Annotated in this window: 18 protein-coding genes and 1 tRNA gene; 4 read left to right on the top strand and 15 right to left on the bottom strand. The window is 49.7% G+C overall.

Translation table 11 applies throughout. From position 1 onward, the window contains the following. Window positions 1-84: 84 nt before the first annotated feature. From WKT13_RS08620 to WKT13_RS08565, 12 genes are all read right to left on the bottom strand, one after another. A complete protein-coding gene (locus WKT13_RS08620; protein ID WP_340323572.1) occupies window positions 85-1,728 on the bottom strand; it encodes a RagB/SusD family nutrient uptake outer membrane protein in 1,644 nt (547 codons plus the stop codon). 44 nt (window positions 1,729-1,772) lie between these two features. Further along, a complete protein-coding gene (locus tag WKT13_RS08615) occupies window positions 1,773-4,931 on the bottom strand; it encodes a SusC/RagA family TonB-linked outer membrane protein (RefSeq protein ID WP_445323594.1) in 3,159 nt (1,052 codons plus the stop codon). A gap of 470 nt (window positions 4,932-5,401) precedes the next feature. Then, window positions 5,402-5,478, bottom strand: a tRNA-His gene (locus WKT13_RS08610). A 100-nt stretch (window positions 5,479-5,578) separates the two neighbouring features. Continuing rightward, complete coding sequence (gene secG, locus WKT13_RS08605) at window positions 5,579-5,962, bottom strand: preprotein translocase subunit SecG (protein WP_298618479.1); 384 nt, start codon at window positions 5,960-5,962, stop codon at window positions 5,579-5,581. A 1-nt stretch (window position 5,963) separates the two neighbouring features. Next, on the bottom strand, window positions 5,964-6,728 hold the full coding sequence (locus tag WKT13_RS08600) for a tetratricopeptide repeat protein (RefSeq protein ID WP_298618478.1): 765 nt from the start codon (window positions 6,726-6,728) through the stop codon (window positions 5,964-5,966). 62 nt (window positions 6,729-6,790) lie between these two features. Beyond that, window positions 6,791-7,309, bottom strand: a complete 519-nt coding sequence (locus tag WKT13_RS08595) for an LptE family protein (protein WP_298618477.1) — start codon at window positions 7,307-7,309, stop codon at window positions 6,791-6,793. A 49-nt stretch (window positions 7,310-7,358) separates the two neighbouring features. Then, on the bottom strand, window positions 7,359-8,591 hold the full coding sequence (locus WKT13_RS08590; RefSeq protein WP_298618476.1) for a sigma-54 interaction domain-containing protein: 1,233 nt from the start codon (window positions 8,589-8,591) through the stop codon (window positions 7,359-7,361). A gap of 95 nt (window positions 8,592-8,686) precedes the next feature. Next, window positions 8,687-9,673 (bottom strand): lysylphosphatidylglycerol synthase transmembrane domain-containing protein, encoded by a 987-nt coding sequence (locus tag WKT13_RS08585; RefSeq protein ID WP_340323571.1) that lies wholly within the window; start codon window positions 9,671-9,673, stop codon window positions 8,687-8,689. A gap of 1 nt (window position 9,674) precedes the next feature. Then, entirely contained in the window at window positions 9,675-10,760 is a 1,086-nt protein-coding gene (locus WKT13_RS08580) for a PdxA family dehydrogenase (protein ID WP_298618474.1), read from the bottom strand. A gap of 41 nt (window positions 10,761-10,801) precedes the next feature. Beyond that, window positions 10,802-11,743 carry a DUF4837 family protein gene (locus WKT13_RS08575; protein ID WP_340323570.1) on the bottom strand — a complete coding sequence of 314 codons (942 nt, stop codon included), beginning with the start codon at window positions 11,741-11,743 and terminating at the stop codon, window positions 10,802-10,804. Next, window positions 11,733-12,788, bottom strand: a complete 1,056-nt coding sequence (rlmN, locus tag WKT13_RS08570; protein ID WP_340323569.1) for a 23S rRNA (adenine(2503)-C(2))-methyltransferase RlmN — start codon at window positions 12,786-12,788, stop codon at window positions 11,733-11,735. The genes WKT13_RS08575 and rlmN overlap by 11 nt, the downstream gene beginning before the upstream one ends. A gap of 572 nt (window positions 12,789-13,360) precedes the next feature. Next, on the bottom strand, window positions 13,361-15,565 hold the full coding sequence (locus WKT13_RS08565; protein ID WP_340323568.1) for a S8 family serine peptidase: 2,205 nt from the start codon (window positions 15,563-15,565) through the stop codon (window positions 13,361-13,363). Between the two features lie 143 nt (window positions 15,566-15,708). Between WKT13_RS08565 and WKT13_RS08560 the strand changes: the two genes are divergently transcribed. Both WKT13_RS08560 and aroC read left to right on the top strand, forming a co-directional pair. Next, window positions 15,709-16,401, top strand: coding sequence for an FKBP-type peptidyl-prolyl cis-trans isomerase (locus tag WKT13_RS08560; protein WP_340323567.1), 693 nt, complete (start codon window positions 15,709-15,711; stop codon window positions 16,399-16,401). Window positions 16,402-16,448: 47 nt separating this feature from the next. Next, window positions 16,449-17,528 (top strand): chorismate synthase, encoded by a 1,080-nt coding sequence (gene aroC / locus WKT13_RS08555; RefSeq protein WP_340323566.1) that lies wholly within the window; start codon window positions 16,449-16,451, stop codon window positions 17,526-17,528. 210 nt (window positions 17,529-17,738) lie between these two features. Here the strand turns inward: aroC and WKT13_RS08550 are convergent, their stop codons facing one another. Both WKT13_RS08550 and WKT13_RS08545 read right to left on the bottom strand, forming a co-directional pair. Beyond that, window positions 17,739-18,650, bottom strand: coding sequence for a dihydroorotate dehydrogenase (locus WKT13_RS08550; protein ID WP_340323565.1), 912 nt, complete (start codon window positions 18,648-18,650; stop codon window positions 17,739-17,741). Beyond that, on the bottom strand, window positions 18,638-19,414 hold the full coding sequence (locus WKT13_RS08545) for a dihydroorotate dehydrogenase electron transfer subunit (RefSeq protein WP_298618467.1): 777 nt from the start codon (window positions 19,412-19,414) through the stop codon (window positions 18,638-18,640). Before WKT13_RS08545 ends, WKT13_RS08550 begins: the two co-directional genes overlap by 13 nt. A 266-nt stretch (window positions 19,415-19,680) precedes the next feature. Here WKT13_RS08545 and WKT13_RS08540 point away from each other — a divergent pair, with 266 nt between their 5' ends. After that, window positions 19,681-20,745 (top strand): agmatine deiminase family protein, encoded by a 1,065-nt coding sequence (locus WKT13_RS08540; protein ID WP_340323564.1) that lies wholly within the window; start codon window positions 19,681-19,683, stop codon window positions 20,743-20,745. A 55-nt stretch (window positions 20,746-20,800) separates the two neighbouring features. Then, window positions 20,801-21,676, top strand: a complete 876-nt coding sequence (locus tag WKT13_RS08535) for a carbon-nitrogen hydrolase (RefSeq protein WP_340323563.1) — start codon at window positions 20,801-20,803, stop codon at window positions 21,674-21,676. 904 nt (window positions 21,677-22,580) lie between these two features. Here the strand turns inward: WKT13_RS08535 and WKT13_RS08530 are convergent. Further along, entirely contained in the window at window positions 22,581-23,855 is a 1,275-nt protein-coding gene (locus WKT13_RS08530; protein WP_340323562.1) for an MFS transporter, read from the bottom strand. Window positions 23,856-23,859 lie beyond the last annotated feature (4 nt).

Below are 23,859 nucleotides of genomic sequence, written 5' to 3'. Positions count from 1 at the left end.
CCTGCCGGCATTGCGGTTAATATAGACTATGTTTTGGCATCTTGCGGCGATTGCCGCAAGATGTTTTTTTGCGCAGTCTGTCGCTTAGTTCCAACCTGGGTTCTGGTGACCTTCCAATGCCGGGTTTCTCTGCATTTCATCCAGCGGGATCGGCCATAACAGTACGTACTCAGGCAGTGCGCCCACCTTAGTACTGCCATCAGGCTTATTCTGTATGGTTGCATTGGTCAGCGGAGTCCATTTCAGTTTGCCTGAGTTCACACCGTCTGCTTCCGGATAGAGGCGTGTACGGCGGATGTCGTCCCAAACCTTGAACTCGAGCGGGAACTCATGCAGGCGTTCTGTAAGGATTGACTGTATCAGCGCATCTCCTGTTGCTGTCTCGTCAGGCAGACCTGCACGTTTGCGTACCTGGTTCAGATAGTAGAGTGCTCCACCTTCTGTGTTTGCCTCATGTCCTGTGCGTGCCAGACCTTCGGCTGCGATGAGCAGTACCTCTGAGTAGCGCATGATGGGAACATTATAGTCGCCGTCATGACCTTCTGTTAATGCTTTCTCGTCAAACCACATCCAATTCGCTATATTATTGAATTCATGGCTGATTCCGGTTGCATCAGTGTACTCTTTAAAGAAAAATTGTTTCTCATGACCACGGATATCTTCAGGAGCATAGCTGTTTATTATCATATTGCATGGAAGATAAGCATTATACATAACGTTGTTGTTAGGATTAAATACAGACTCATTGTTTGCATCTTTCCATAGAGTAGCTTCTGTTCCCGCAGAACGACAAGCATAAGGATTTCCAATACTGTAGCTGGCGTAATTGTACTCTTTTGCAAATATTATCTCATCAGAGGATTTCGTCGTCTTTATTACGTTGAAGGCGGAATTTAAATCATCACTACTTCCTGAAGCCTGCTCCAGATGATGTGTGCCGCTATTGATGACTTTGAGCGCCATTTTGGCTGCCTTGTCATAATATTCGTTGCCACCATTGATAGGAGCACCTGCCCATTGTAGGTAAACTTCTGCAAGGAGAGTTTCTGCCATTGCTCGGGTTACGTATCCACCATTGTTGTAGAATGTAACATCGGGCAGAGCGTTATTGTTTATTATGTCAAGTAAATCGGTTTCTATATATTTATAGATATCTGCGGCCGGTGTCGGTTCCACGTACATGTTTTCTGGAGATGTGTACGGTTCTGTGATATAAGGCACATCACCGAAATCTTTTATCAGATTAAAATAACCGTAAGCGCGGAAAAATTTTCCCTGTGCTAAATAGTTGTTTATTTCATCCTGAGACAGAACATTTGTCATTCTGGGAATGTTTGCCAATACAAAGTTGGCACGAGAAATGCCTTTATAATATTCATGCCACAGGCTGAATGCAGGATCGTCGAATGATTCAATATTGAATGTACAACCTTCGGATGCATTGGTGAGTGTACGGTCCTTGCGTTTGTCAACATAAAGTCCGGATATAATACCTGGCCACATTGTTGCATTTGGGGTCCATCCTGTTCCTAAGTTTGTATCATGCAGATATAAAACGCCGCCATAATATAGGGCGTCAACACCTGATTGTGCATCGGCTTTTGTCTTCCAAAATTTGTTGGAAGGTTTCATGTCCTTGGGGTCTTCATCCAGGAAACTGTCGCATGAGCTGAAGCTGAAGGCTGCGACAAGTACGCCGAGCATTAATATATATTTATGCTTTTTCATATTCTGTAGTTCTTTTAGGTTTTACAATGTTATTGTTGGGTTTATCAGAAGGTAAGGTTCACACCAAGAGTGAATGTTCTTGGACGCGGATAAGAGAAGAACTGACGGCTTGCACCCCAGTTGTTGTCACCCAGACGTGTTGAGTTGTCAGGATCGTATCCGAGATAATCGCTTGATGTAATGAGGAACAGGTTGTTCACGTTGGCATAGATACGCAGTGCAGACAGACCGAGTTTCTCGATTGTTTTCTTGTCGAATGTGTAACCGAGCTGTATCATGTTGCAGCGCAGATATGAAGCGTCGCATACCCAGTCGTCATCGGCCTGGTTGTTGGCGCCTTGTCCGAAGTTGTTCAGACGGATAGCCTGTTCAACGCCACCAGGATTGAGGGTCGGATGCCATGCTTCTTCATAGAGGCGGTCAAGACCGTTTGTAAGGAAGCGGGCAACTGTAGAGTGGTAGTATTCCTGCATGACCTCAGCACCCCAAGAGAACTGGAAGTCGATTGTCATGTCGAAGTTCTTGTAGTTGAATGTATTGATGAAAGAACCTGTCCAGTCTGGAAGACCGTTACCGATGATCTGGCGCTCTTTGTAAGTAACCTTTTCTCCGATTGTTGACGGAATGTTCATTGTCTCAGGATCCCAGTTCTCAGGATGTCCGTCGTATATACCGGCACGTTTGTAACCATAGAAAGAAGAAAGTGGTTCTCCCTCTCTGATAAGCATGTCGTAGCCAACAAATCCGTCGACTGTAATCTGACGCTTGCCAGAAATTGGATCTACTGTAGCGGCTTCGTCCAGTTTTTCGACACGGTTTTTGTTAAAGCCCATATTAAGAGTTGAGGTCCACTGGAAGTCAGCTGTTTGGATTGGGTAGGCTGTTACGAGAATGTCGAGACCTTGGTTGGAAACTGCACCGATGTTGTCCATGATTGATGAGAAACCTGTTGACTCAGGAACAGGACGATTGAGCAGAAGGTCTGATGTGTACTTATAGTAATAAGAGATGTCGAAGTTAAGTCTGTTGTTGAACAAACCAAGCTCAAATCCGAAGTCCCACTGTGCTGTCTTTTCCCATTTCAGGTTCGGGTTAGGCATATTGTCAAGATAAGAAACAAGATGGAGTTCATCGCCGATGATTACATTTGACTGGCTCACTGTTGCCAATGAACGGTATGTACCGATTTCTGAGTTACCGGTAAGACCGAATGAGGTGTGTAGTTTCAGCTTGCTTATGGTCTTGTTGTCTCTGAGGAATGCTTCGTTTGAAGCCATCCAGCCGAGACCTACAGATGGGAAGAACGCGTATTTGTTGTTCTCACCGAACTTGGATGAACCATCATAACGCGCGGTAACTGTTGCCAGATATGTGTCATCGTAGTTGTAAGCTACACGCAGGAAGTATGAATTCATAGCCCATTTATCGTAGTCGCTTCCTACAGACGGACGATTACTTCCAGAACCGAGGTTGTAAATTCCGTAGTAATCATCAACAAATTTGCTGTCAGACGCGCTGAAATAAGTGTATTTGCGTGCTTGCCATGACATACCGGCCATTGCGTTGATGTGATGCTTGTCAAAATCTTTTAACCATGTCAGATATGTTTCTTCCTGCCAGTATAGTGTGTTGGAGTTTGATGCAGAAGCATATCCTTCATTTGCACCTTGATCAAGAATAGCATGAGGAGTGAATGGGATATAACTTGATGCACGGTTATTATGATAGTCAATACCAAGTTGTGTTTTTAGTTCGAGACCTTTCATCAAATGGAATGTAAGAGCTGCATTTCCAAAAATTTGAGTGTTGTAACTCATCGATTTAATGCGCTTTAACATTTCAACAGGGTTTCCAACACCTTCCGGTGAGAAACTTTGGTAGCCGCTTGATGGATCGTCTTTATCATTTAAAATAGCAGTTGTTATTAAATCATTATTTTGTATATAAACTCCATCAAGTGAAACAGGTAAGAAAGGTAATTGCTCGATCATTGTACGTAGCGGTCCTTGGTTATACGGCCCGTCACTTGTTCTGTTTCCCCATGTGTGGTTTACTAGGAGGTTGACAGATGTTGACAACCACTTTGTCGGTTTGTCATCATAAGAAAGTTTACCGTTTACACGTTTGTAGTAAGAATTCAGAAGAATACCTTGTTGGTCTGTATAGTTGAGGAATGCACCTACAGAGCTATCCTCACCGGTACGCTGGATGCTCAACTGATGGTTGTGGGATATAGCTGTACGAGTTGCTTCATCCTGCCAGTCTGTGTCATAAATAGGTGTTCCGTCTGCACGGAAGAATCTTTCATCTGTGAAGATCTTGGACAGATCAGTGTCAAAGTTTTTGCCCTGCCATGCGTTGGCGTTTTCAAGTCCCTGCTTGAAAGCTGCCATCCATTCGGCAGAGTTCATGACATCCATCTTTCTCTGCATGTGGCTTATAGATACAGAACCGTCATAAGAAATATGAACTCCTTGGCCTGCATTTCCACGTTTTGTTGTAACCATGATTACACCGTTGGCTCCACGTGCTCCGTAGATAGCTGCTGCGGATGCGTCCTTCAATACCTCGATAGACTCGATGTCGTTCGGGTTGAGGAGGTTGAAGTCTGACATTGCAACACCGTCCACGATGTAAAGCGGGCTGGCTGATGCGTTGATGGTGGATATACCACGGATGATTACACGCATTTCACCACCGGGCTGACCTGAGTTTGTGAAGATGTTCACACCAGCGGCCTTACCTTTAAGTCCTTCAAGTGCACTGAACGACTGCTGTTTGATAATATCCTTACCTTTTGTGGTGGATACCGAACCGGTCAAGTCTGACTTACGCATCGTACCGTAACCAACGACTACGAGTTCGTCAAGCATGTTGCTTTCTTCTTGTAACACAACGTCAAGGGTGTTGCCGGAGATGGAAGAAACCGGTATTTCCTGTGTAGTGTAACCAAGATAAGAGAATACAAGAATACCGTTTGTCGGTGCCGATATCTTGTATTTACCGTTGATATCGGTGATTGTTGCGGTCATTGAATCTTTCACCTTTACGGTTCCGCTAATAACAAGTTCTCCTTTGGAATCTGTAACCGTTCCTGAGATTTCCTTTGCATTTTGGGCTTTGACTTGCCCACCTCCCCCTATTAGAAGGCATAGCATCAAGCCAATAAGGGTAACAATGCTTACTCTACCTGATTTTTGCATAGTCTTAGAAAGTTAGTTAGTAATTGAAGTTTAATTAAATATTGATTGTTGATTTTTGATTTATTTCAGTTATGTGTTCTGTTATGTGTATTTTGAAAGTATTTAAATATTGGTTATATTGTTGTAGTAATGTTTTATGAGTTTTTCCAAAAGTCTGTATCGAAAGGTACATGAGATGATTTGGTTACCGTCTTTTAGGGCGGTAATGTAGGTTAGCTGCCGTGTTTGTCAAAGTTAAACAGATATTTCATTACCCATTTTGTTTGTTTATCTATTCGCGAATATAGTTAAAAGAATGAATATATATGTAAATTTTTTAGATAAAAAACGTTAACGGGAGTATATATTAAATAATTTTTCTGAAACAGACTGATGTCTCCAGGCAATGTATTTGTGTGTTATTGAGCCTCTTATCAGAGATTTATATCTAAAAAAACAAGCGGAGATTTCTTTTTTAATGAAATCTCCGCTGGGGTGGCCGGTGGGGCTCGAACCCACGACATTCAGAACCACAATCTGACGCTCTAACCAACTGAACTACGGCCACCATTTGTTTTGTCCGTGCCTTCGTTTCCGAAAGCGAGTGCAAAGATACAGCATTTATTTGAATTGCGCAAATAAATGCTGCACTTTTTTATCACTTAATATTATTTTGCAGGTGTAGCCGGTGCTTTCGGGGCAGCTTTCTGTGCGCCGTTTCCAGCCGGAGTCTGCTGCTGACTTGCTCCGAATCCCTGTGTGTTGGTCGGGTTTGTTGTCTGTGTTTCAGTAGCTGTCTTCTCGAGAACGCTCTGATCGCTTGTTGCTACAGGCGCTGTGTAAGAGCAGATAACGCTGAATACAACCATTGCTGCAGCAAGAGTCCAAGTTGCCTTTTCTACGACGTCTGTTGTCTTGCGTACGCCCATAATGGCGTTAGAGGAGGAAAAGTTTGATGCCAGACCGCCGCCTTTTGACTCCTGGATAAGCACGATGCCGATCATCAGCAACGATGCTATAATAATTAAAATTACGAATAATGTATAAACCATTTTATTTGTTGTTATTTTTGTTATTTATTATCAATTTCTTTAAAAATCGGATTTGGTCTGCAAAGTAAGCATTTTTTTTTGGATAATTCAAATTTAATCGTTGAATTATTTCAAGAGCTTTGGTATATCTTCCTTGTTTGATGTATATTTTTGCCAGTGTCTCTGTGAAATAGCCTTCGTCCATTTCTTTTTTGTCATCGTCCTGGTTTTCAATGTGTGGGAGATATTCCGGCTCATCCTTAAGCTGTATCTTGCCTCCTTCGTTGTTTATGAAATCGTCGATAAGATTCTGTCCGCGCAGCTGCGGTTCCTCTTTTTCGTTGTTCTTCTCGTCCTCGCTTTCGGTTTCAAGCAGATAGGATACATAGTCGATGGCGGCATCGGCAGGTGTAGGTTTTCTCTTTTGTTTCTTTTCTTCCTTGTCGTCCGGTATGGAGTCGAGGAAAGAATTGATGAGCGATATTGTACGGTTTTCGTTTTTCTCCTCTTTCTTTTCTTCCTGCTGTACCGGCTCTTTGGCGCGCTGGTTTTTCAGTTTGTAATGCGCAGCCTCCACCAGTTCGAATATCTTCTTTCTGTCGGTTATGTATATGGCGGCACGTCTTAGTTCTTCGTCAAACGACGAGTCGTGCAGCAGATACATGTTCTGCAGCATCAGCAGTCGTGCTGTCTGGTAGTAGGGATACAACGCGGTGAGACTCCGGAGCTCGTAAAGAGTTTCCTTGTTCATTTGTTCCGGATGCTCAATAAGACGCGTCAGATCCATATACCTTATTTATATTATATATTGTTAGAATTATTCCGGTGTCGTGTTTGATGTTCCGGAGATTACCAGTTGGCCACTGTTGCGTTGAATATCTGGTCAACAATGTCCTCTATCATCTGTGTGACGAGTTCTTCCTGCACGGCAGTCAGACTCTGTGTTGTTTCGTATGATGATGTTGCTGTGAACTGTCTTTCGAAGTCCTCCTCGTGGTTCGCATTGTTGGTGAATCTTACGTTCACGGTGATAGACAGTTCTGTCTGTGCCGAGTGTCCGTCACTCGAAACCGACTTGTTGCGCTGTGAGTATTGTGTTATCTCGCCTTCGATCTTCAGGTCGCCGTTGCGTTTCACCTGTATCAGTCGTGTGTTGTTGGCAAACTCATCCTTCAGCTTGTTGTTGAACATCGGTCCCATCGGTCCCCAGACATAACTTGAACGTATGGGGAAGTCGGCTATCTGTATTGTTTTTGTTTTGGAGTAGTCTATGCTTGCGCCGTTGAACTTATACGAAACGGAGCATGACGCACAGAATGCGATAATACATGCGATGGTTGCAAAGACAGCAGCTCTGTGTCTTTCCATAAACCGGATGTGTCTTTCCGGTGAATTCTGTATAGTTTGGCGTTTGTTTTTATTTTTCAAGACCATATTGTTTTATTCTTCGATAGAGCGTTCTGTCTGAAATGCCCAGTTCCTGTGCGGCTTTCTTTCTGTTGCCGCCGTTCCGTTCGAGGGCTTTCTCGACTGTCTGGCGCCCTATGTCGTTGAGGTTGAGACTTTCGGCCTCGCTTATCTCTTCAGCTTCCACGTCTTCTATCGACGGTTGTCTTTGCGGTTGCGTGTTCACGGCGTCGTAGTGGTTGTTACCAGCCAGTGCCGGCAGGTTGCTGCCGTATGTCGTCACGCTGTCTATCTTTCTGTTGTCGTCTATCTGTTTGCGCAGGTTGTTCATTTCCCTCCGCAGGTCGCTGATGTTGCCTCTCAGCTCATATAATATTTTGTAAAGTATGTCCCGTTCGCTTTCGTATGAGTGTGAGCCCGAACCTGCTATCTTTGCCAGCTGTGTGCTTTCCGGATCCTGCGGGATGAACTGCTGCAGTGTCACTGCGTCTACCTCGCGCGTCTTGCAGAGTATCGACATCTGCTCGGTGATGTTTTTCAGCTGTCTCACATTGCCCGGCCATTTGTATTTAAGCATCAGAGCCTTAGCCTCGTCTGTGAGTGTTATTTTCGGTATTCTGTACTTCTCGGCCATCTGCATCGTGAACAGCCGGAACAGCAGCAGAATGTCTTCGCCTCTGTCGCGCAATGGCGGAATCTGCACAGGAATGGTGTTCAGTCGATAATACAGGTCTTCGCGGAAACGTCCTTCGCTTATGGCCTTGCGCATGTTCACGTTGGTCGCAGCCACTATTCGCACGTTTGTCTTCATTATCTTCTGCCCGCCCACGCGTATGTATTCGCCGGTCTCAAGCACTCGCAGCAGTCTTGCCTGTGTAGCCATGGGCAGTTCGCCCACCTCGTCGAGGAATATTGTGCCTTTATCGGCTGTTCCGAAGTAACCCTCGCTTTCGCCTATGGCACCCGTGAACGAGCCTTTCTCGTGTCCGAACAGTTCGCTGTCGATTGTTCCTTCCGGTATGGAGCCGCAGTTGATTGCGAAATACTTCTCACGCCGGCGTGGCGAATTGTCGTGTATGAGTCGCGGAATGATTTCCTTTCCCACGCCACTTTCTCCGATTATGAGCACGGAAAGGTCGGTCGGTGCCACCTGAAGGGCGACATCCAACGCATGGTTCAACGCATCGCAGTTGCCCACGATGTTGTAGCGTTGCTTTATCTTCTGAAGTTCAGACGTGTTCATTGGATGACAAAATTACGCAATTTCTTCGAAATAAGTGCAATACTTACTGATTTTTAAGTGATTTTTAGCTATACTCTTCCGTTGTGCGCCGTCTGTCAGCTCCGGCCTTTTCTTTCGGCCTTCATCAGCAGCAGACCAATTCCTGTCCACGCCAGTTCGCGCAGTCTCACTATCAGTGCCGTAAATATTCCTGCTCCGGCACCCAGTCCGAGGTTTGCCGCCGACATGAGAAATCCGCCTTCGCGTCCGCCTATCTGTAACGGCATGAAGAACAGCAGGTTGGCAAACAGGCTTGTGAAAGCCAGTATCAGGATGCACTGCACATAGGTCACGTCAGGCGCCATCAATGTCATGATGATGTAAATTTCGGCCACTGAGCAGAAGCGGCACGCAAGTTCCAGCAGCACTGCAGCCGCAAAGCGGCTCTTGCTCTGTGTGTGAAGGGCGGCAGTCTGTCTGTCGATGTTCTCTATCTTCTCACGGTTGTGCTCGGCGAAGGTGTTTATCCGCTTTTTCAGCAGGGGCATGCGCCGTGTCAGGTTTATCAGTTTGGAGGCCAGGCCTGTGCGGTAGCACGATATGAAAAAACACAGGCCGAGCACACAGAACGCTGTTGAGGCAGCCAGCACCCATGCTGTCAGAGTGTCTACAGACTGAGTCAGCAGACAGATGAACACCGAAAGCAGCCAGAACCAGAAATGGCTGAAGATGTGCGTCATCACGTACAGGATGACCGACGACGATGCTCTCTCCACGCCGATGTGCGGTGTCAGTTCCATGACACGATATGGCTCGCCTCCCATCAGTCCGCCAGGCGTGGCATAGTTGAGCGCAAATCCGCTCACCGTCACCTTATACAGCCATCCGAACTTTATGCCGCTGCGTCCTCCGGCGTTTATTATCAGATACCATGCGGCAGTGTTGAAGATGTAGAGCAGGGCCCAGAGCACAATGATGACAGGAAATCTGTAGCTTGCACTTCTGAGCGCCTTGAGTGCCTCGTCCATGTCGATGCCGGCAGTCATTAGTATGAGTGCCGCAATGCCGAAGACGAAGAAGATGTTGTTCCACTTACGGCTCATCCTACTGCTTTCCCTTTTCCGTGTTCTCGTGTTTCGGAACAGAGAAGCGCACCTTGTCGCTGTCGTCGCGCTTTTCGTGATACAGTTTCTTCAACGGATTGGCCAAAGGCTCATCGTATGTGTGGCGGTTGCGCAGCACATCCATTGCCTCGAATATTGCATGTCTGAACGGATTTTCGTCAGCCTGCCATGTTCCGGCTATGTCGTGACATGCTCCGTGTGCCGTAGTGGTGCACACCAGCGGCAGTCCTGCCACATAGTTTGTGCCGCATTCTGTGGCAAGTGTCTTGAACGGAATGAGGCCCTGGTCGTCATACATGGCCACGATGCCGTCGAACGATTCATAAAGTGTGTTGCCGAAAAATTCGTTTGCAGGATACGGTCCGAACACATACACTCCTTCGTTGTACAGTTTCTCCACAACTGGAGCTATCACTTCGCTTTCCTCCTGTCCGTCGGCTGCCGGATTGAGAGCCAGCACGGCTATGCGCGGATTGTAGAGTCTGAAGTCGCGTTTGAGACTTTCGTAGAAGTCTCTCATCAGTTTTTCCAGTCTGTCGGCGGTTATTCTGCCTGCCACATCCTTTATCTGCAGTCCGGCAGTTGCCGTTGTGATGCGCATTGAGTCGTTTGTGAGAATGCAGTATGGAGTGTGTTCGTGTCCGAAGTGTGCAGCCAGACGCTCCTTTAGCATCTCATGACATCCGTCGCCGTTGCCCACAGGGCCTGCCACAAGCACGTCGAAGCATCCCTTGTCAAAGTCCTCCAGTGCTCTTTCCATGGCCATTCTGGCCGCTCTGAGCGAGTCGGCTGTCTCGTTGCCCATGTCCACCTTTATCTCCTCATCGAAGCATGCCAGCATGTTTATGCGTCCCTCGCATGCTTCCTCGGCGCTGTTTATAATGCTGAAGTTCGCCTGAATGTCGAGCGCCTTGCGGTGATATGCCGCAGTCTTAGGCGAACCGTAAATTATAGGAATGCACAGGTCGAACATCTGCGGTTCGGCGAAAGCCTTGAAAATAAGTTCGTATCCTATGCCGTTAGTGTCACCGTGCGTTATGGCAACGCGTATTTTTTTATTTTCCATATCTGTATAGTTGTATGTAAAAGTGAGTCAATCCATGACTGTCAGTCCAGCGTCAGCAGCGCCGCTTTCAGTCTTTTCATCATGTTTCTTTTCTTTTTCCCCGGGGCGTAGGCGAAGGCTGCGGCTACTATTGTGCACCTTTTGGCGCTGTCATCGGTCATAAGTGCAGCGAACGGTCCGCCCATAGCGTCGCCCTCCATCTGCCATAATCCTCTCATCATGGCCTGCTTTCCGCCGCTTCTGTTCATCCGTGCCACAGTCAGAGTGCCCGTGCACAATCTGAAATTCATGCCGTCGCGCTCTCCCGGTATGTTGGCTTTCATAGCGCTGTCGCACATCTCCGCCCAGCGTGCCGGACTGTCCTGTGGTATGGTGAACACGCAGATGTTCTGCATCTGTTCGGCTCCGTTGTCCGAAATCCAGACAAAGTCCTTGCCCTTCTTCATGCTCTTCAGCTCTGTCGGCACGTTCATTGTCCGTCCGCACACTTCTTTCACGGCTTCCGCAGCCTTACTTCCGGCGGCTGATTTCATTGCAGCCGTGTAACGCGAGCGTTCAGCCAGATTGAGCAGACCGGCTATTGATGTAAGCCGTCCGGCGTTGTCGGCCAGACTTCTGAGCGACGGTGCGCTGACGTATATCATCATCTGCGGTTGTGCATACACGTTGCGTTCGTATTTTATGCTTACGTCCGTGCATGTCTTCGGGTCGATGTCCACTATCACTATGTTGCGCATCATTCGCAGTGATCGTCTGTCGTCCAGACTGCCGCATGCCGTGACGTCAAACATCGGTTCCGTTTGGGGCAGCCCCTCTACGGGTTTTGACAACAGACTACACACAACGCTGTCGGTGTCGCCTGCCACTACCACCTCGTATGGAGCGCCTCCGCTCTCCGGCTTTCCGCCTATGCGTCTGTCGCCACACGCTGTGAGTGAGGCCGCCGCGAGTGCCGTCATGGCTATGATGAGTTTATTTCTCAATTTTCTCTTTCTTCTCCAGACCCTTTCTGTGGGCGGTGTTCAGCAGTCCGCATGCCGCGAATATGTCCTGTCCGCGGCTTGCCCTGATGGTTGTGAACACGCCGTGCGCCGTGAGATAGTCGCGGAACGACTCCATCTTGCGCTCGTCGCATCCTCTCAGGTCGACGTCGGGTATCTTGTGAAATCTTATCAGATTCACCCTGCAGCTCAATCCTCGGGTGAGTCTTATTATCTCCTTGGCATGCTCGGTAGAGTCGTTCACTCCGCCGAACATGATGTATTCGAACGACAGACGGCGCTGGTGGCTGAAGTTGTAGTTACGCAGTAGTTCCACGACGCTCTCAATGGGCATGGCCCGTTCGGCCGGCATGAGCTGCATGCGCTGCTCGTGGAAAGGTGAGTGCATGCTTATGGCCACGTGACATTCGCTCTCGTCGAGAAAGCGTTTCAGCTTTGTCTTCACGCCCACACTGCTCACAGTGATTCGCTTCGGACTCCATGCGTAGCCGTAAGGAGCGGTGAGAACCTCGGTCGCGCGCAGCACATTGTCGAGGTTGTCCATAGGTTCGCCCTGGCCCATGAACACAATATTGGTGAGTCTTTCGCGCTCCGGCAGCGAGTATATCTGATTCAGGATGTCGCTTGCAGGCAGACTTCCTTCAAATCCCTGCTTGCCCGTCTGGCAGAAAAGACAGTTCATCTTGCATCCCACCTGCGACGATACACACAGCGTCGCCCTGTCCTTGTCGGGAATGAACACAGTCTCCACGCTCTTGCCCGAGGTGGTGGGGAAGAGATATTTTACGGTCCCGTCTTTCGATTCCAGCCTCTCCAGATGCGGCATGCATCCGATGACGTAAGCCTCTTTCAGCTTCTCGCGGCCGGCTTTCGATATGTTCGACATGTCGTCGATGCTTTTCACGTGCTGTGTGTAGATCCATTTTGCAATCTGTCCGCCTGCAAAGGCCGGCAGTCCGATGGCTTTTGCCACTTCTTTCAGCTCGTAGAGCGACATGCCCAATAACGGTTTTCTGATGTCTGACATTTTATTGTGTTTTTGATGGCAAAGTTACGGAAAATCAGCGTAACAAACGAAAAAAAACATATAAATACGGTGTGTCGTGTCAACGTATGCGTGTTGTGAGGCATGCATAAGGGTTTTGCATTATTATGCAAGAATAGCCTCGGATTTCTGTATATTTATACATTCCGTTGCAGGGTAGGGCAGACGTCAACTCGTCAGGAGTCGATTTTTTTCGAGCAAGAGGACATCCGGCCGCAAATACGCGAGTTTTGAGAGGGTTGGTTAATTTGTTGTTACACAGTGGCTTATGCAAAATCGACGTGCAGGATGCTTAATCCGGGCTTGCGAAACAGGCTTTATTACACCCTGATTAAGCCCATTTCGTGTGGTAATAAATGCTTAATCAGGGTGTGAAACAGGCCCCGTCAGACTCCCGAACAGGCTTTATCGCAACGGGGTGGAGATTTTTTCAGTTCCGCGATTGTATTTTTGTACCGGTTTTATACGGTTTTGATGCCTCTCCGTTTTCTATTTTGCGAAAAATTTTTGTCAAAAAAAAGTCAAAGCAAAAAGCGTATATTTATTCATTTCTCTCATTGCAGTCTTACGAGAACCGAGCCCTTTGTGCCGTCCTCATGACCGTCTGTCTGCACCACATATACTCCGTCCTTCAGCGTGTCCATGCGCTCGCTCAGACGTGTTGTGCCACATGGCATGACGCGTTTTGCTGCCAGTCGTCCGTCAGTGGTGTATATGCGTACCTCGGCCGGCTGCGTCAGCGGAGTGTCGGTCTCGATGTTCAGAGTCCTGTCTGTGCCCGGCCATATCTTCAAGGCAGTGGGATGCTTGTGCGATATGCCCTCTATGCCGTCGATGCCCAGTATGTCGAGCAGCCCGCGGTAGGCGTCTATCTGACCGTAACCGTATCTGTTGTCCTTCGTGCCCTCCATTTCGTCGTAGCGCCGGCTGGTGCGTTCTATCACGCCCATTATGTCCTGTGGAGTCAGGTCTGGCTGTGCCTGGAGCCACAGGGCTATCACTCCTGCTGCGGCAGGCGACGACATCGATGTGCCTGAACAGCTCATCCAGCCGTAGCTGCGGCCGTTGAAGTCGGAGTAGTCTACAACGGTCTCCCTGCCGTCCTCGTTGTTCTCGAAATAGTAGCTGCTCGTCGATGTCAGGATGTTTGTGCCCGGTGCCAGCACGTCGGGTTTGGTGCGTCCGTCGTATGTCGGCCCTATCGACGAGTAGAACGCCCATTCGCAGTTGCTGCCGCAGTCGTATACCTGCAGCTCGCCTTCGCTGTTTATGTAATGGGTGCGGTATGATGTCGCTCCTACGCAGATTATTCCAGGCGCGCTCGAAGGCGAGTTGATGCCGTGGGAACGGTCGCCGTCGTTCAGCTTCGGGTTCTTTGCGTTCTCGCACATTTCGCTGTTGCCGCGGAAAAATTCTATGTTTGCGTCAGTGCCGGTCATCTCTACAGACAGCGGCACGGCCACTCCTATGTGCTCAGGACCGGACAGATAGACGTCGTAGGCCGTTTCGCGGCTGTCGTAACACGACGGATAGGCCATTATATCGAGCGTATAGGTCTGTCCGTTCACGGTTCTTTCAAATATCAGGGTAGAGTCGGTCGCGGCGGTCACGTCGGCGGTGTTCACATTGATGGTGTCGTTGCTGTTGCCGTATATCACCAGACGCATGTCGAACTCTTCGGCCGACTTCATCGTGAAGTGCAGCTGGTTGTGATGCCACAACCGCAGGAATGTTCCGGCCGAAGGTTTTCCCGCGGGCTTCATAATGTAGTTTTTTACGTGTCCGGTGTTTCCGGCCGACGACACAATGATGCGTCCCGGACCGGTAAGTCGTTCGAGCATCTCGTAGTAGAGCAGGTCGTCGCCGTGGAAATCCTGGCTCGAACCCTCGCTGAACGATATGACGCACGGTTGTCCTACGGCCTCTGCGTAGTCCATGATATATTTGAATCCGAGCGCATCGGTGGCGTAAGTGTATTTGTAAATGTCGTCTTCTTCGATGAATTCAAGGTCGTCCGTCACGGCGTTGCTCACCAGGCAGAGGTCGCTCTCGTAGGCCATGCCTCTGAACTTCGTGTCGTATCCGCTGCCTGCGGCTATGCCGGCTGTCAGTGTTCCGTGGAAAAGTTTCAGGCCGTCGCGTGAGTGGGCGTGGCCGAGTATGTCGTCCTGAGTCTCATAAGTCCTGCCCACGTACATCTCAGCTCCGTCAGATGTGTTGGCCAGCTGGTCCCAGAAGCGTTTTATTCTGTATTCTTTTGCCGTTGCGTCGTAAAAATTGGGGTGGGTTAGGTCGAACCCCACGTCCTGTATACCCATCACCACTCCGCGTCCGGTATATGCCTGCGGAAGGGCGCGGCCTTCGTATACAGGTGTGGCGTTCAGATTTATTGCCATTGAGTCCATGCTCACCGTGTTGCTGCGGTTGGCTTCGATGCGGCTCACTTCTTTTGCCGCTGCCAGTGTGTTCAGTCTGTCGAGCGGAATGTCCGCAATGCAGATGTCACCTTCCTTAGCCAGAAGACGGCAGCCGTTGGCCGTGAGCAGACTGTCGGCATTGCCTGCCGCACGCACAAATGCGCATATGCTGCCTTTGCCCTTGGCGTGTGCGGCCATTACGCCCCGGGCTTCACCTGCGTTTCCGCGGGCTATTGCCAGACGCCTTACCAGTGGCGACATTTTTGAAAGATTGTCTGTTATGGCTTCTGTCGGACACGACATGAAGACTGCCAGTGACAGCGTTAAGAGTGTTTTAAGCATGATTACGTGTTTTGGTCTCTACAAAATAAGGCAAAATATTCTACATATACAAGTGTGTGAATAATAAATTGTGTGACACCCTGATATGCAGAATGAATTAAAATTATTAACTTTGCGAGCATAATTAAAAATAATACGGACAAATGGACAAGAAAGCAAACAAATATGTGGCCGTCGCTTATAAGCTGTATGCCACTGCCGACGGTAACACCGAACTTGTGGAGGAAGCTACCGAGGAGAAACCGTTTCAGTTTATAACAGGCTTCGGAATAACGCTCGACGAGTTCGAAAACCAGATATATGCGCTCGAACAGGGTGCGGCGTTCGACTTCGTTCTGCCGAAGGAACAGGCTTACGGCGAATATGAGGAAGCCCGCGTTCTGAAGCTGGACAAAAGCATGTTCAGCATCAACGGACACTTCGACCACGACAATATATACAAGGACGCCATCGTGCCACTGCAGAACGAGGACGGCAACCGCTTCCTCGGACATGTGCTCGAGGTGACCGACGACACTGTGACAATGGACCTCAACCATCCGCTTGCAGGCATGGAGCTCAACTTCAAAGGCAAGGTGGTGGAGAGCCGCGAGGCAACCAACCAGGAGATAGAGGGCATGGTGAACCGTCTGAGCGGTGAAGGATGCAGCTGCGGTTGCGGAGGCGGATGTGGCGGCGGATGCGGTCACGACCATGAACATGGCCACGATCACGAATGTTGCGGTCATGGCCACGGTGAGTGTCACGGTGAGCATGAACACGGACATGGCGGATGTCATGGCGGACATGGTCACGGACACGGCGGCGAAGGCGGTTGCTGCCACAACAAGCACTGAACAGAAACGGCTGCCCAGACGGCTGCCGGAACATATAACACAACGAAATGAGAAATACATTCGGCAACATATTCAGGCTCACCACTTTCGGCGAAAGCCACGGTGAGGCCGTAGGAGGTGTGGTGGACGGTATGCCTGCCGGCATAAGTATCGATGTGGAGTTCATCCGCAGCGAACTGCGTCGCAGGCGGCCCGGACAAAGTCGCATCACCACAGGACGCAACGAACCCGACGAAGTGGAGTTGCTCAGTGGTGTGTTCGAGGGTCGCTCTACCGGTGCGCCCATCGGTTTCATTGTTCGTAATACCAATCAGCACTCCAATGATTACGACAACCTGCGCGACGTGTTCCGTCCGTCGCATGCCGATTACACTTATTTCGAGAAATACGGAGTGCGCGACCACAGGGGCGGAGGCCGTACGTCGGCGCGCATAACGATAGCCCGTTGTGTGGGCGGCGCGCTTGCCAAGACCGTGCTCCGGCAGATGGGCATAAGCATTACAGCCTATACTTCGCAGGTGGGTGATATTGCCATCGACCGCGACTATCGCAAGTACGACCTTGCCACAGCCGAGAACAATATAGTGAGATGTCCTGACGCAGAGGCTGCAGAGCGTATGATCGAGTTGATAAGTCGCGTGAAGGCCGAGGGCGACACCGTTGGTGGTGTCATCACATGTGTGATAAAAGGTTGTCCGGCCGGGCTTGGTGAGCCGGAGTTCGGAAAACTGCACGCCATGTTGGGAGGGGCCATGCTTGGCATCAACGCCGTGAAAGGTTTTGAGTATGGCGACGGATTCGACTGTGTGACGGGCCGTGGCAGTGAGCAGAACGATGTGTTCGATACTGATGATGAAGGCCGCGTTGTGACGCTTACCAATCACAGCGGAGGCATACAGGGTGGTATCAGCAATGGCAACGACATCTATTTCCGCGTTGCTTTCAAACCGGTGGCCACCATATTGCAGCCCCAGCGTACGATAGATATCAACGGAAAGCGCACCGAAGTTACGGCGCGCGGACGACACGATCCATGTGTGCTGCCGCGTGCGGTACCTGTGGTGGAAGCCATGGCTGCCATGGTTATTCTCGACTGCTGTCTGTTGGACAGGACTGTGAGAATGTAGCGTTCTGGTAGAAACGAGCCTCATGTCATTTCGTTGAGGCACAGAAAAACAAGGAAAAGAGTTTTTCTTTCCTTTCAGAGGAAGTAAAGATATAAAAGAAAAGCCGTTTCGCATTACTTGATACATTGCGAAACGGCTTTCTTTTTTGTTGATATATTAGTCTGATCTGATGTCTTACGGCATTGCGGAGCACTGTCGCTCCGTGACGGTTCATACGTTGAGTGCGCCTATTATCTCGCTTACGGAAGCACAGCCGTGACGGTCGAGCCATTCGTTAATGCCGTCTCTCACTTTCACTGTAACTGCCGGATCGAGGAAGTTTGCCGTACCAATCTGTATTGCAGTGGCTCCTGCCATGAGGAATTCTATGGCGTCGGCGGCGTTGCAGATGCCTCCCAAACCTATAACCGGTATCTTGACGGCTTTGGCAACCTGCCATACCATTCTCACGGCAACGGGTTTCACGGCCGGACCGCTGAGTCCTCCTGTGGCTATACTGAGCATAGGCTGACGCTTCTCAATGTCGATAGCCATTCCCATGAGCGTGTTGATGAGCGACACGCTGTCGGCACCTTCGGCCTCACATGCCTTTGCTATTTCGGCTATGTCAGTGACGTTGGGCGACAGTTTCACTATAAGTGTCTTGTTGTAGCACTGTCTCACGGCTTTCACCACGCTTGCCGCGCCGGCACATGTAGTTCCGAATGCCATACCGCCCTGCTTCACGTTGGGGCATGAGATGTTGAGTTCTATTGCCGGAATCTTGTCGAGTTTGTCGATACGTGCCGCACATTCGGCGTATGTTTCTGGCGACGAACCGCTCACGTTGACAATCATGTTGGTGTCGATATCCTTTATCTGAGGATATATATGCTCGCAAAAATAGTCCACACCTTTGTTCTGCAGACCCACACAGTTGAGCATGCCCGACGGTGTTTCGGCCATTCTGGGATAGTCGTTGCCCTCTCGCGGCTGTAGGGTTGTGCCTTTTACGATGATACCGCCTATCTGGTCGAGGCTCACAAAATCGGCATATTCCAGTCCGTAACCGAATGTGCCGGAAGCTGTCATCACGGGATTCTTCAGCTTGAGCCTGTTTATTCTTACACTTAAATCTGCCATAACAATTTCTTGATGTTAATAACCGGACCTTCCTTACATACACACACATTGCCTTCGGTGGTCTTTTCCACACAGCAGAGACATGCTCCCACGCCGCACGCCATCTTGTTTTCGAGCGACGCTTCACACTCTATACCGTTCTTGTAGGCATAGCGTGCCATTGCCACCATCATGGGTTTGGGGCCGCACATGGATATCTGATCGAATTTTTCAGAGGAAAGGGCGGAGTGGTTTGTCACAAATCCTTTCTCGCCGAAAGAACCGTCTTCGGTAGTCACAAGTACGCGGCCTGTCTGGCAGAACATGTCGTACTCGAGCAGATCAGCAGCCGAGCGCGCACCGAGAAGGAATGTCGGCGTTATGCCTGAAGCCTTGAGCTGCTGGCCGAAGAACAGCAGCGGAGCTACTCCTACGCCGCCGCCGACAAGTAATACCTTGTCTGACGGATTGGCGGGCATGGTGAAACTGTTGCCCAAGGGAAGAACGCAGTTGAGTGTGTCGCCGGCTTCGAGTCGGGCGAGAGCTCGTGTGCCGTCGCCGATGGCTGCCACGAGAAGCCACATTTCGTTGCGTTCGGTGTCTACATAATTTATGGAAATGGGGCGTCGCAGGAATGTTGTGGGCGAGCCGTCGACTCTCACTTCGACAAACTGGCCGGGCATCATCTGCGGCAACGGTTTCTCGTCGGTGAGCTTGATGAGCGTGTATTTGCTGTTGAGATGCTCTACGGCGGAAACCTTAAGGTCAAGAACATATTTCTTCATATTCTCCTTCTATGTGAATAAATGGTTTTGCTTGATGAAATATATCAGTGTGGCATGTGTTTGACATGCATCCACAAAGGTAATCAAAATTATGTTTTCGTGCAAAAATATCATTGTTTTCTTTCATCAGTAACCGCCTTGCCGTGATGCAGGGAAGGGGCGTGCGGAATGTGAAAACACCGCAGCCGGACAATCTGAAATACGGGTCAGACGGATATTCGGATTTTTCTTCATATATTTGCAGTTGGAACCAAAAATGTAGTTTTATGACCGAAACAGACAAAAGAAAATATATACTCCCCGCAGAATGGTACGAACAGAGCGGCGTGCAGCTCACTTGGCCGCACGAAGACACCGACTGGCGGCCCTATCTGGACGAGATAACAGAAGTGTGTCTTAACCTTGTCAGGGTGATAGCCGGGCATGAGAAGGTACTCGTTGCGGCACGCGACGCGGAGAAGGTGAGGCAGCTGATAGAGTCGGCGACAGCTGAAAGTATGCACGACAACATCAGAGTGTATCAGTGTGAGAACAATGATACATGGGCGCGCGACCATGCTTTCATAACGCTTGTGCCGGAACAGGATGGCGCTGACGGCGAATGCCGGTTGCTGGATTTCCGTTTCAACGGATGGGGATGCAAGTTCCCGGCCGATATGGACAACCGCATCAATGCGTCGCTTTATGCGGCAGGCGCGTTCAACGGTGTGCGTGTGGACAACGACGACTTCGTGCTCGAGGGCGGATCGATAGAAAGCGATGGCCGCGGTACGGTCTTCACAACGAGCATCTGTCTGCTTGCGCCAAACCGTAACCAGCCGATGACGCGTGAGGAAATAGAATGTCGGTTGAAGAAAGAACTGGGTGCCGACCGCGTGGTGTGGCTCGAGTATGGCAGTCTGGTGGGCGATGATACCGACGGACACATCGATACAACAGTGCGCACGGCACCTGACGACACTCTGGTTTACGTGGGATGTGACAACAAGGAAGACGAACAGTACGAGGATTTCAGAATGCTCGAAGAGCAGTTGCGCGGCTTGCGGACAACCGACGGCCTACCTTACAGACTGTTGCGCCTGCCTATGCCCGACGCCGTTTACTACGACGGCGAGCGTCTGCCTGCCACTTACGCCAACTTCCTTATAATAAACGGTGCGGTGATAGTGCCCGAATACGACCAGCCGGAGAACGACGCCGAGGCGCGCAGAGTGATTGCCGAGGCGTTCCCCGACAGAGAGATAGTAGGCGTGAATGCGCTTGCCGTGGTGCGCCAGCACGGTTCGCTGCACTGTATGACGATGCAGTTCCCGAAGGGATGCATGCGTTGACAGCCGGCAGGTGCGAATATATGTAAACAAGAACAATAACGAAAAGGAAACGATTATGAAGATAGGAATACTCCAACAGTGTGTCAGCGATAATGTGAAAGCCAACATGCAGCATATAGCCGAAGGCATAGAGAAGCTGGCGAAAGACGGTGCGCAGCTCATAGTGTTGCAGGAATTGCACAACTCTCTTTATTTCTGTCAGACGGAGAATGTGGATAATTTCGACCTGGCAGAGCCGATACCGGGTCCATCAACCGAGTTTTACGGCGACCTGGCACGCCGCCTTGGTGTGGTGATTGTCACATCTCTGTTTGAGAAACGCGCCGCAGGACTTTATCATAACACGGCAGTTGTGATGGAGCGCGATGGCAGCATAGCCGGCAAGTACCGCAAGATGCACATACCGGACGATCCGGCTTATTACGAGAAATTCTATTTCACGCCCGGCGACTTAGGTTTCCATCCGATAGACACAAGCGTAGGACGGCTCGGCGTATTGGTATGCTGGGACCAGTGGTATCCGGAGGCAGCAAGACTGATGGCGCTTCAAGGTGCGGAGCTCTTGATTTATCCGACAGCCATAGGTTATGCCGACAGCGACACGCCCGACGAACAGGAGCGTCAGAGAGAGGCGTGGACAACTGTTCAGCGCGGTCATGCCGTGGCAAATGGCGTGCCGGTGATAACGGCCAACCGTGTGGGATTTGAGCCTGACCCGAGCGGTCAGACAAAGGGAATCAGCTTCTGGGGCAGCTCAATGGCTGTAGGTCCGCAGGGTGAGATGTTGTGGCGCGCCGGACGCGACGAAGAGGAAAGCGTGGTGATAGACGTTGATATGTCGCGCTGCGAGCAGGTGCGTCGCTGGTGGCCTTTCCTCCGCGACCGCCGCATAGACAAATACGGAGATATCCTCAAAAGGTTTATTGACTAATGAGGATGTCGTGCAGGTGGGGCAGAAAACGGGACGGCAGCAATCCGGCAGCAATCGGTTGCGGGAAAAGGATGCGCATCCGATTCCGAAACGGCGCCGTTTCTTTCCGTTTGGATGAAACAAAATGGGCGACTTTCAAATTGTAACCGGATTTTGATTTTTCCGTCCAAGTTTTATGTTCTACCCCAAAAATTAAGCGAGTATTTGCGGACCGACTTTCCTTCGGACGCAAATACTCGAAAAATAAAAGCATTACGCAAGTTGTTGAACACCAATAGCTTATATTCAGGTACCATTTTTTTGTCCTGCAATAAGCACTATTTCGGCATGCGATATTGCCTGTTTCAGGGCCTGAAATGCATAATATTACACCCTCAAATGGGCGGAACCACAGGCTAAAACGGGCATAAACGGAATGTCTGATGAATCATTCCGGATCGCACTACATGGTATGTGGTAATGTGGTACGGGCTGAAATGACCTTTGTTGTGCCTGATTTAACATTCCTTCACATCTCTTTTGCGATTTTATTTTGTCAAAATAAAGTCAAGAAAATCCGTAAATCCGACGTCTGAGTTTTCATTAAAAACACTGACATGAGGCGTAAATAAAAACACGGAAAATGTGTGCCGTGCTTGCGTTGCAGATTTATCGGTTGTGACAACATGAGTTTGTCATTACGTGGGGAGATGACTGTCGCGGTTTATATGGCTCTGCACTGTCTGGAAGTGTTCTGAAATTCCGTGGTAATTCACGAATAAAAACAATCTTCGGATAATTTCCATTGACCCCTGGGAAACTGTCTGATGTGGGATAAAAACAAAACCGCCATGGCGCCGTAATAATTTTCAAAGTCGGCGATATGGCGGTTTTTATTATATTGCTATGCTGTTCCGGTCGGGCGTCATTCCTCCTGTTTCTTTCCGAAGTCGGAGTCAATCTTGAGGAACCACGACACAACGAACGTGATGGCGCAGCTTGCCATGACTATGTTGAAGAACATGCGGTAGCCCACGGCCTCCTGGAGCGCACCGGCGAAGAGTCCCGGAATCATCATCGAACATGCCATGAAGGCTGTGCAGATGGCGTAGTGGCTTGTCTTGTACTGTCCCTGGCTGTAATAAATAAGGTAGAGCATGTAGGCCGTGAATCCGAATCCGTAGCCGAACTGCTCGAAGAACACGCACACGTTTATCACCGCAAGGCTTGACGGCAGGGCGTAGCTCATGTACACATAAACTATGTCAGGCAGCGTGATGGCGCACACCATGGGCCACAGCCAGCGCTTCAGTCCGTCCCTTCCGACAACCATTCCGCCGAGTATTCCGCCCAGTGTAAGACCTATAATGCCCACTGTGCCCTGCACAAGACCGTATTCCTGTGGCGACAGACCTATGCCTCCGTTGCTCGGGGCGTCTATAAGGAAGAGGGCGGAAACCTTTGCCAGCAGTCCTTCGGGCATACGGTAGAATATCATGAAGAGCAGACCTGTGATGACAAACGGTTTCTGGAAGAATGTCTTTATGGTGTGGATAAGATTTATCCAGATGGTTCCGGCATTGATGCCGGAGCGTTTGCTGTCGTCCTTAGGCCGCGGAAGGATGTATCCGTGCCACAGACACAGGGCGATGAAAAGGCCCGTCATGCCGTAGAACGTGAGGCTCCAGGAGAATGAAATGCTGTTTCTGAATATCACCTGAAGGTTTCCCGCTATCATCACGAGCACTCCCTGACCGAATATTGTCGCCAGACGGTAGAAGGTGGAACGTATTCCCACAAACAGCGCCTGGTTGTGTTCGTCGAGTCCGAGCATGTAGAATCCGTCGGCGGAGATGTCGTGTGTGGCGCTTGCAAACGCCATTACCCAGAAGAAGAAAAGCGATCCTTGCAGCCAGAACTCAGTAGGTATGGTGAAGGCGACGCCTCCCAGAGCCGCACCAATGAGCTGTTGCATCGCGATGATCCACCATCGTTTTGTCTTTATAAGGTCAACGAAAGGACTCCACAACGGCTTTATCACCCACGGCAGATACAGCCATGAGGTGTAGAAAGTGATTTCGGCGTTGCTCAGTCCCAGCTGTTTATAAAGCACGAGCGATATTGTCATCACCGTGACATAAGGTATTCCTTCCGCGAAATAGAGCGTGGGCACCCACGCCCATGGATTCTTCTGCTTCATCATC

Origin of the sequence: Prevotella sp. HCN-7019, from assembly GCF_037890215.1 — a bacterium.
Taxonomy (GTDB): Bacteria; Bacteroidota; Bacteroidia; order Bacteroidales; family Bacteroidaceae; genus Prevotella.
Note: the sequence above shows the minus strand (reverse complement) of the source record. Positions and strands in the feature narration are given on the sequence as shown.

Bases quoted from the DNA above. Each gene is read 5' to 3' on its own strand.
- WKT13_RS08585 (WP_340323571.1), bottom strand. From the start codon at position 9,673: ATGAGCCGTAAGTGGAACAACATCTTCTTCGTCTTCGGCATTGCGGCA.
- WKT13_RS08535 (WP_340323563.1), top strand. From the start codon at position 20,801: ATGAAGATAGGAATACTCCAACAGTGTGTCAGCGATAATGTGAAAGCC.
- WKT13_RS08595 (WP_298618477.1), bottom strand. From the start codon at position 7,309: ATGGAAAGACACAGAGCTGCTGTCTTTGCAACCATCGCATGTATTATC.
- WKT13_RS08550 (WP_340323565.1), bottom strand. From the start codon at position 18,650: ATGGCAGATTTAAGTGTAAGAATAAACAGGCTCAAGCTGAAGAATCCC.
- WKT13_RS08540 (WP_340323564.1), top strand. From the start codon at position 19,681: ATGACCGAAACAGACAAAAGAAAATATATACTCCCCGCAGAATGGTAC.
- WKT13_RS08545 (WP_298618467.1), bottom strand. From the start codon at position 19,414: ATGAAGAAATATGTTCTTGACCTTAAGGTTTCCGCCGTAGAGCATCTC.
- rlmN (WP_340323569.1), bottom strand. From the start codon at position 12,788: ATGTCAGACATCAGAAAACCGTTATTGGGCATGTCGCTCTACGAGCTG.
- WKT13_RS08620 (WP_340323572.1), bottom strand. From the start codon at position 1,728: ATGAAAAAGCATAAATATATATTAATGCTCGGCGTACTTGTCGCAGCC.
- WKT13_RS08590 (WP_298618476.1), bottom strand. From the start codon at position 8,591: ATGAACACGTCTGAACTTCAGAAGATAAAGCAACGCTACAACATCGTG.
- WKT13_RS08600 (WP_298618478.1), bottom strand. From the start codon at position 6,728: ATGGATCTGACGCGTCTTATTGAGCATCCGGAACAAATGAACAAGGAA.
- aroC (WP_340323566.1), top strand. From the start codon at position 16,449: ATGAGAAATACATTCGGCAACATATTCAGGCTCACCACTTTCGGCGAA.
- WKT13_RS08580 (WP_298618474.1), bottom strand. From the start codon at position 10,760: ATGGAAAATAAAAAAATACGCGTTGCCATAACGCACGGTGACACTAAC.
- WKT13_RS08565 (WP_340323568.1), bottom strand. From the start codon at position 15,565: ATGCTTAAAACACTCTTAACGCTGTCACTGGCAGTCTTCATGTCGTGT.
- WKT13_RS08615 (WP_445323594.1), bottom strand. From the start codon at position 4,931: ATGCAAAAATCAGGTAGAGTAAGCATTGTTACCCTTATTGGCTTGATG.
- WKT13_RS08530 (WP_340323562.1), bottom strand. From the start codon at position 23,855: ATGAAGCAGAAGAATCCATGGGCGTGGGTGCCCACGCTCTATTTCGCG.
- WKT13_RS08560 (WP_340323567.1), top strand. From the start codon at position 15,709: ATGGACAAGAAAGCAAACAAATATGTGGCCGTCGCTTATAAGCTGTAT.
- secG (WP_298618479.1), bottom strand. From the start codon at position 5,962: ATGGTTTATACATTATTCGTAATTTTAATTATTATAGCATCGTTGCTG.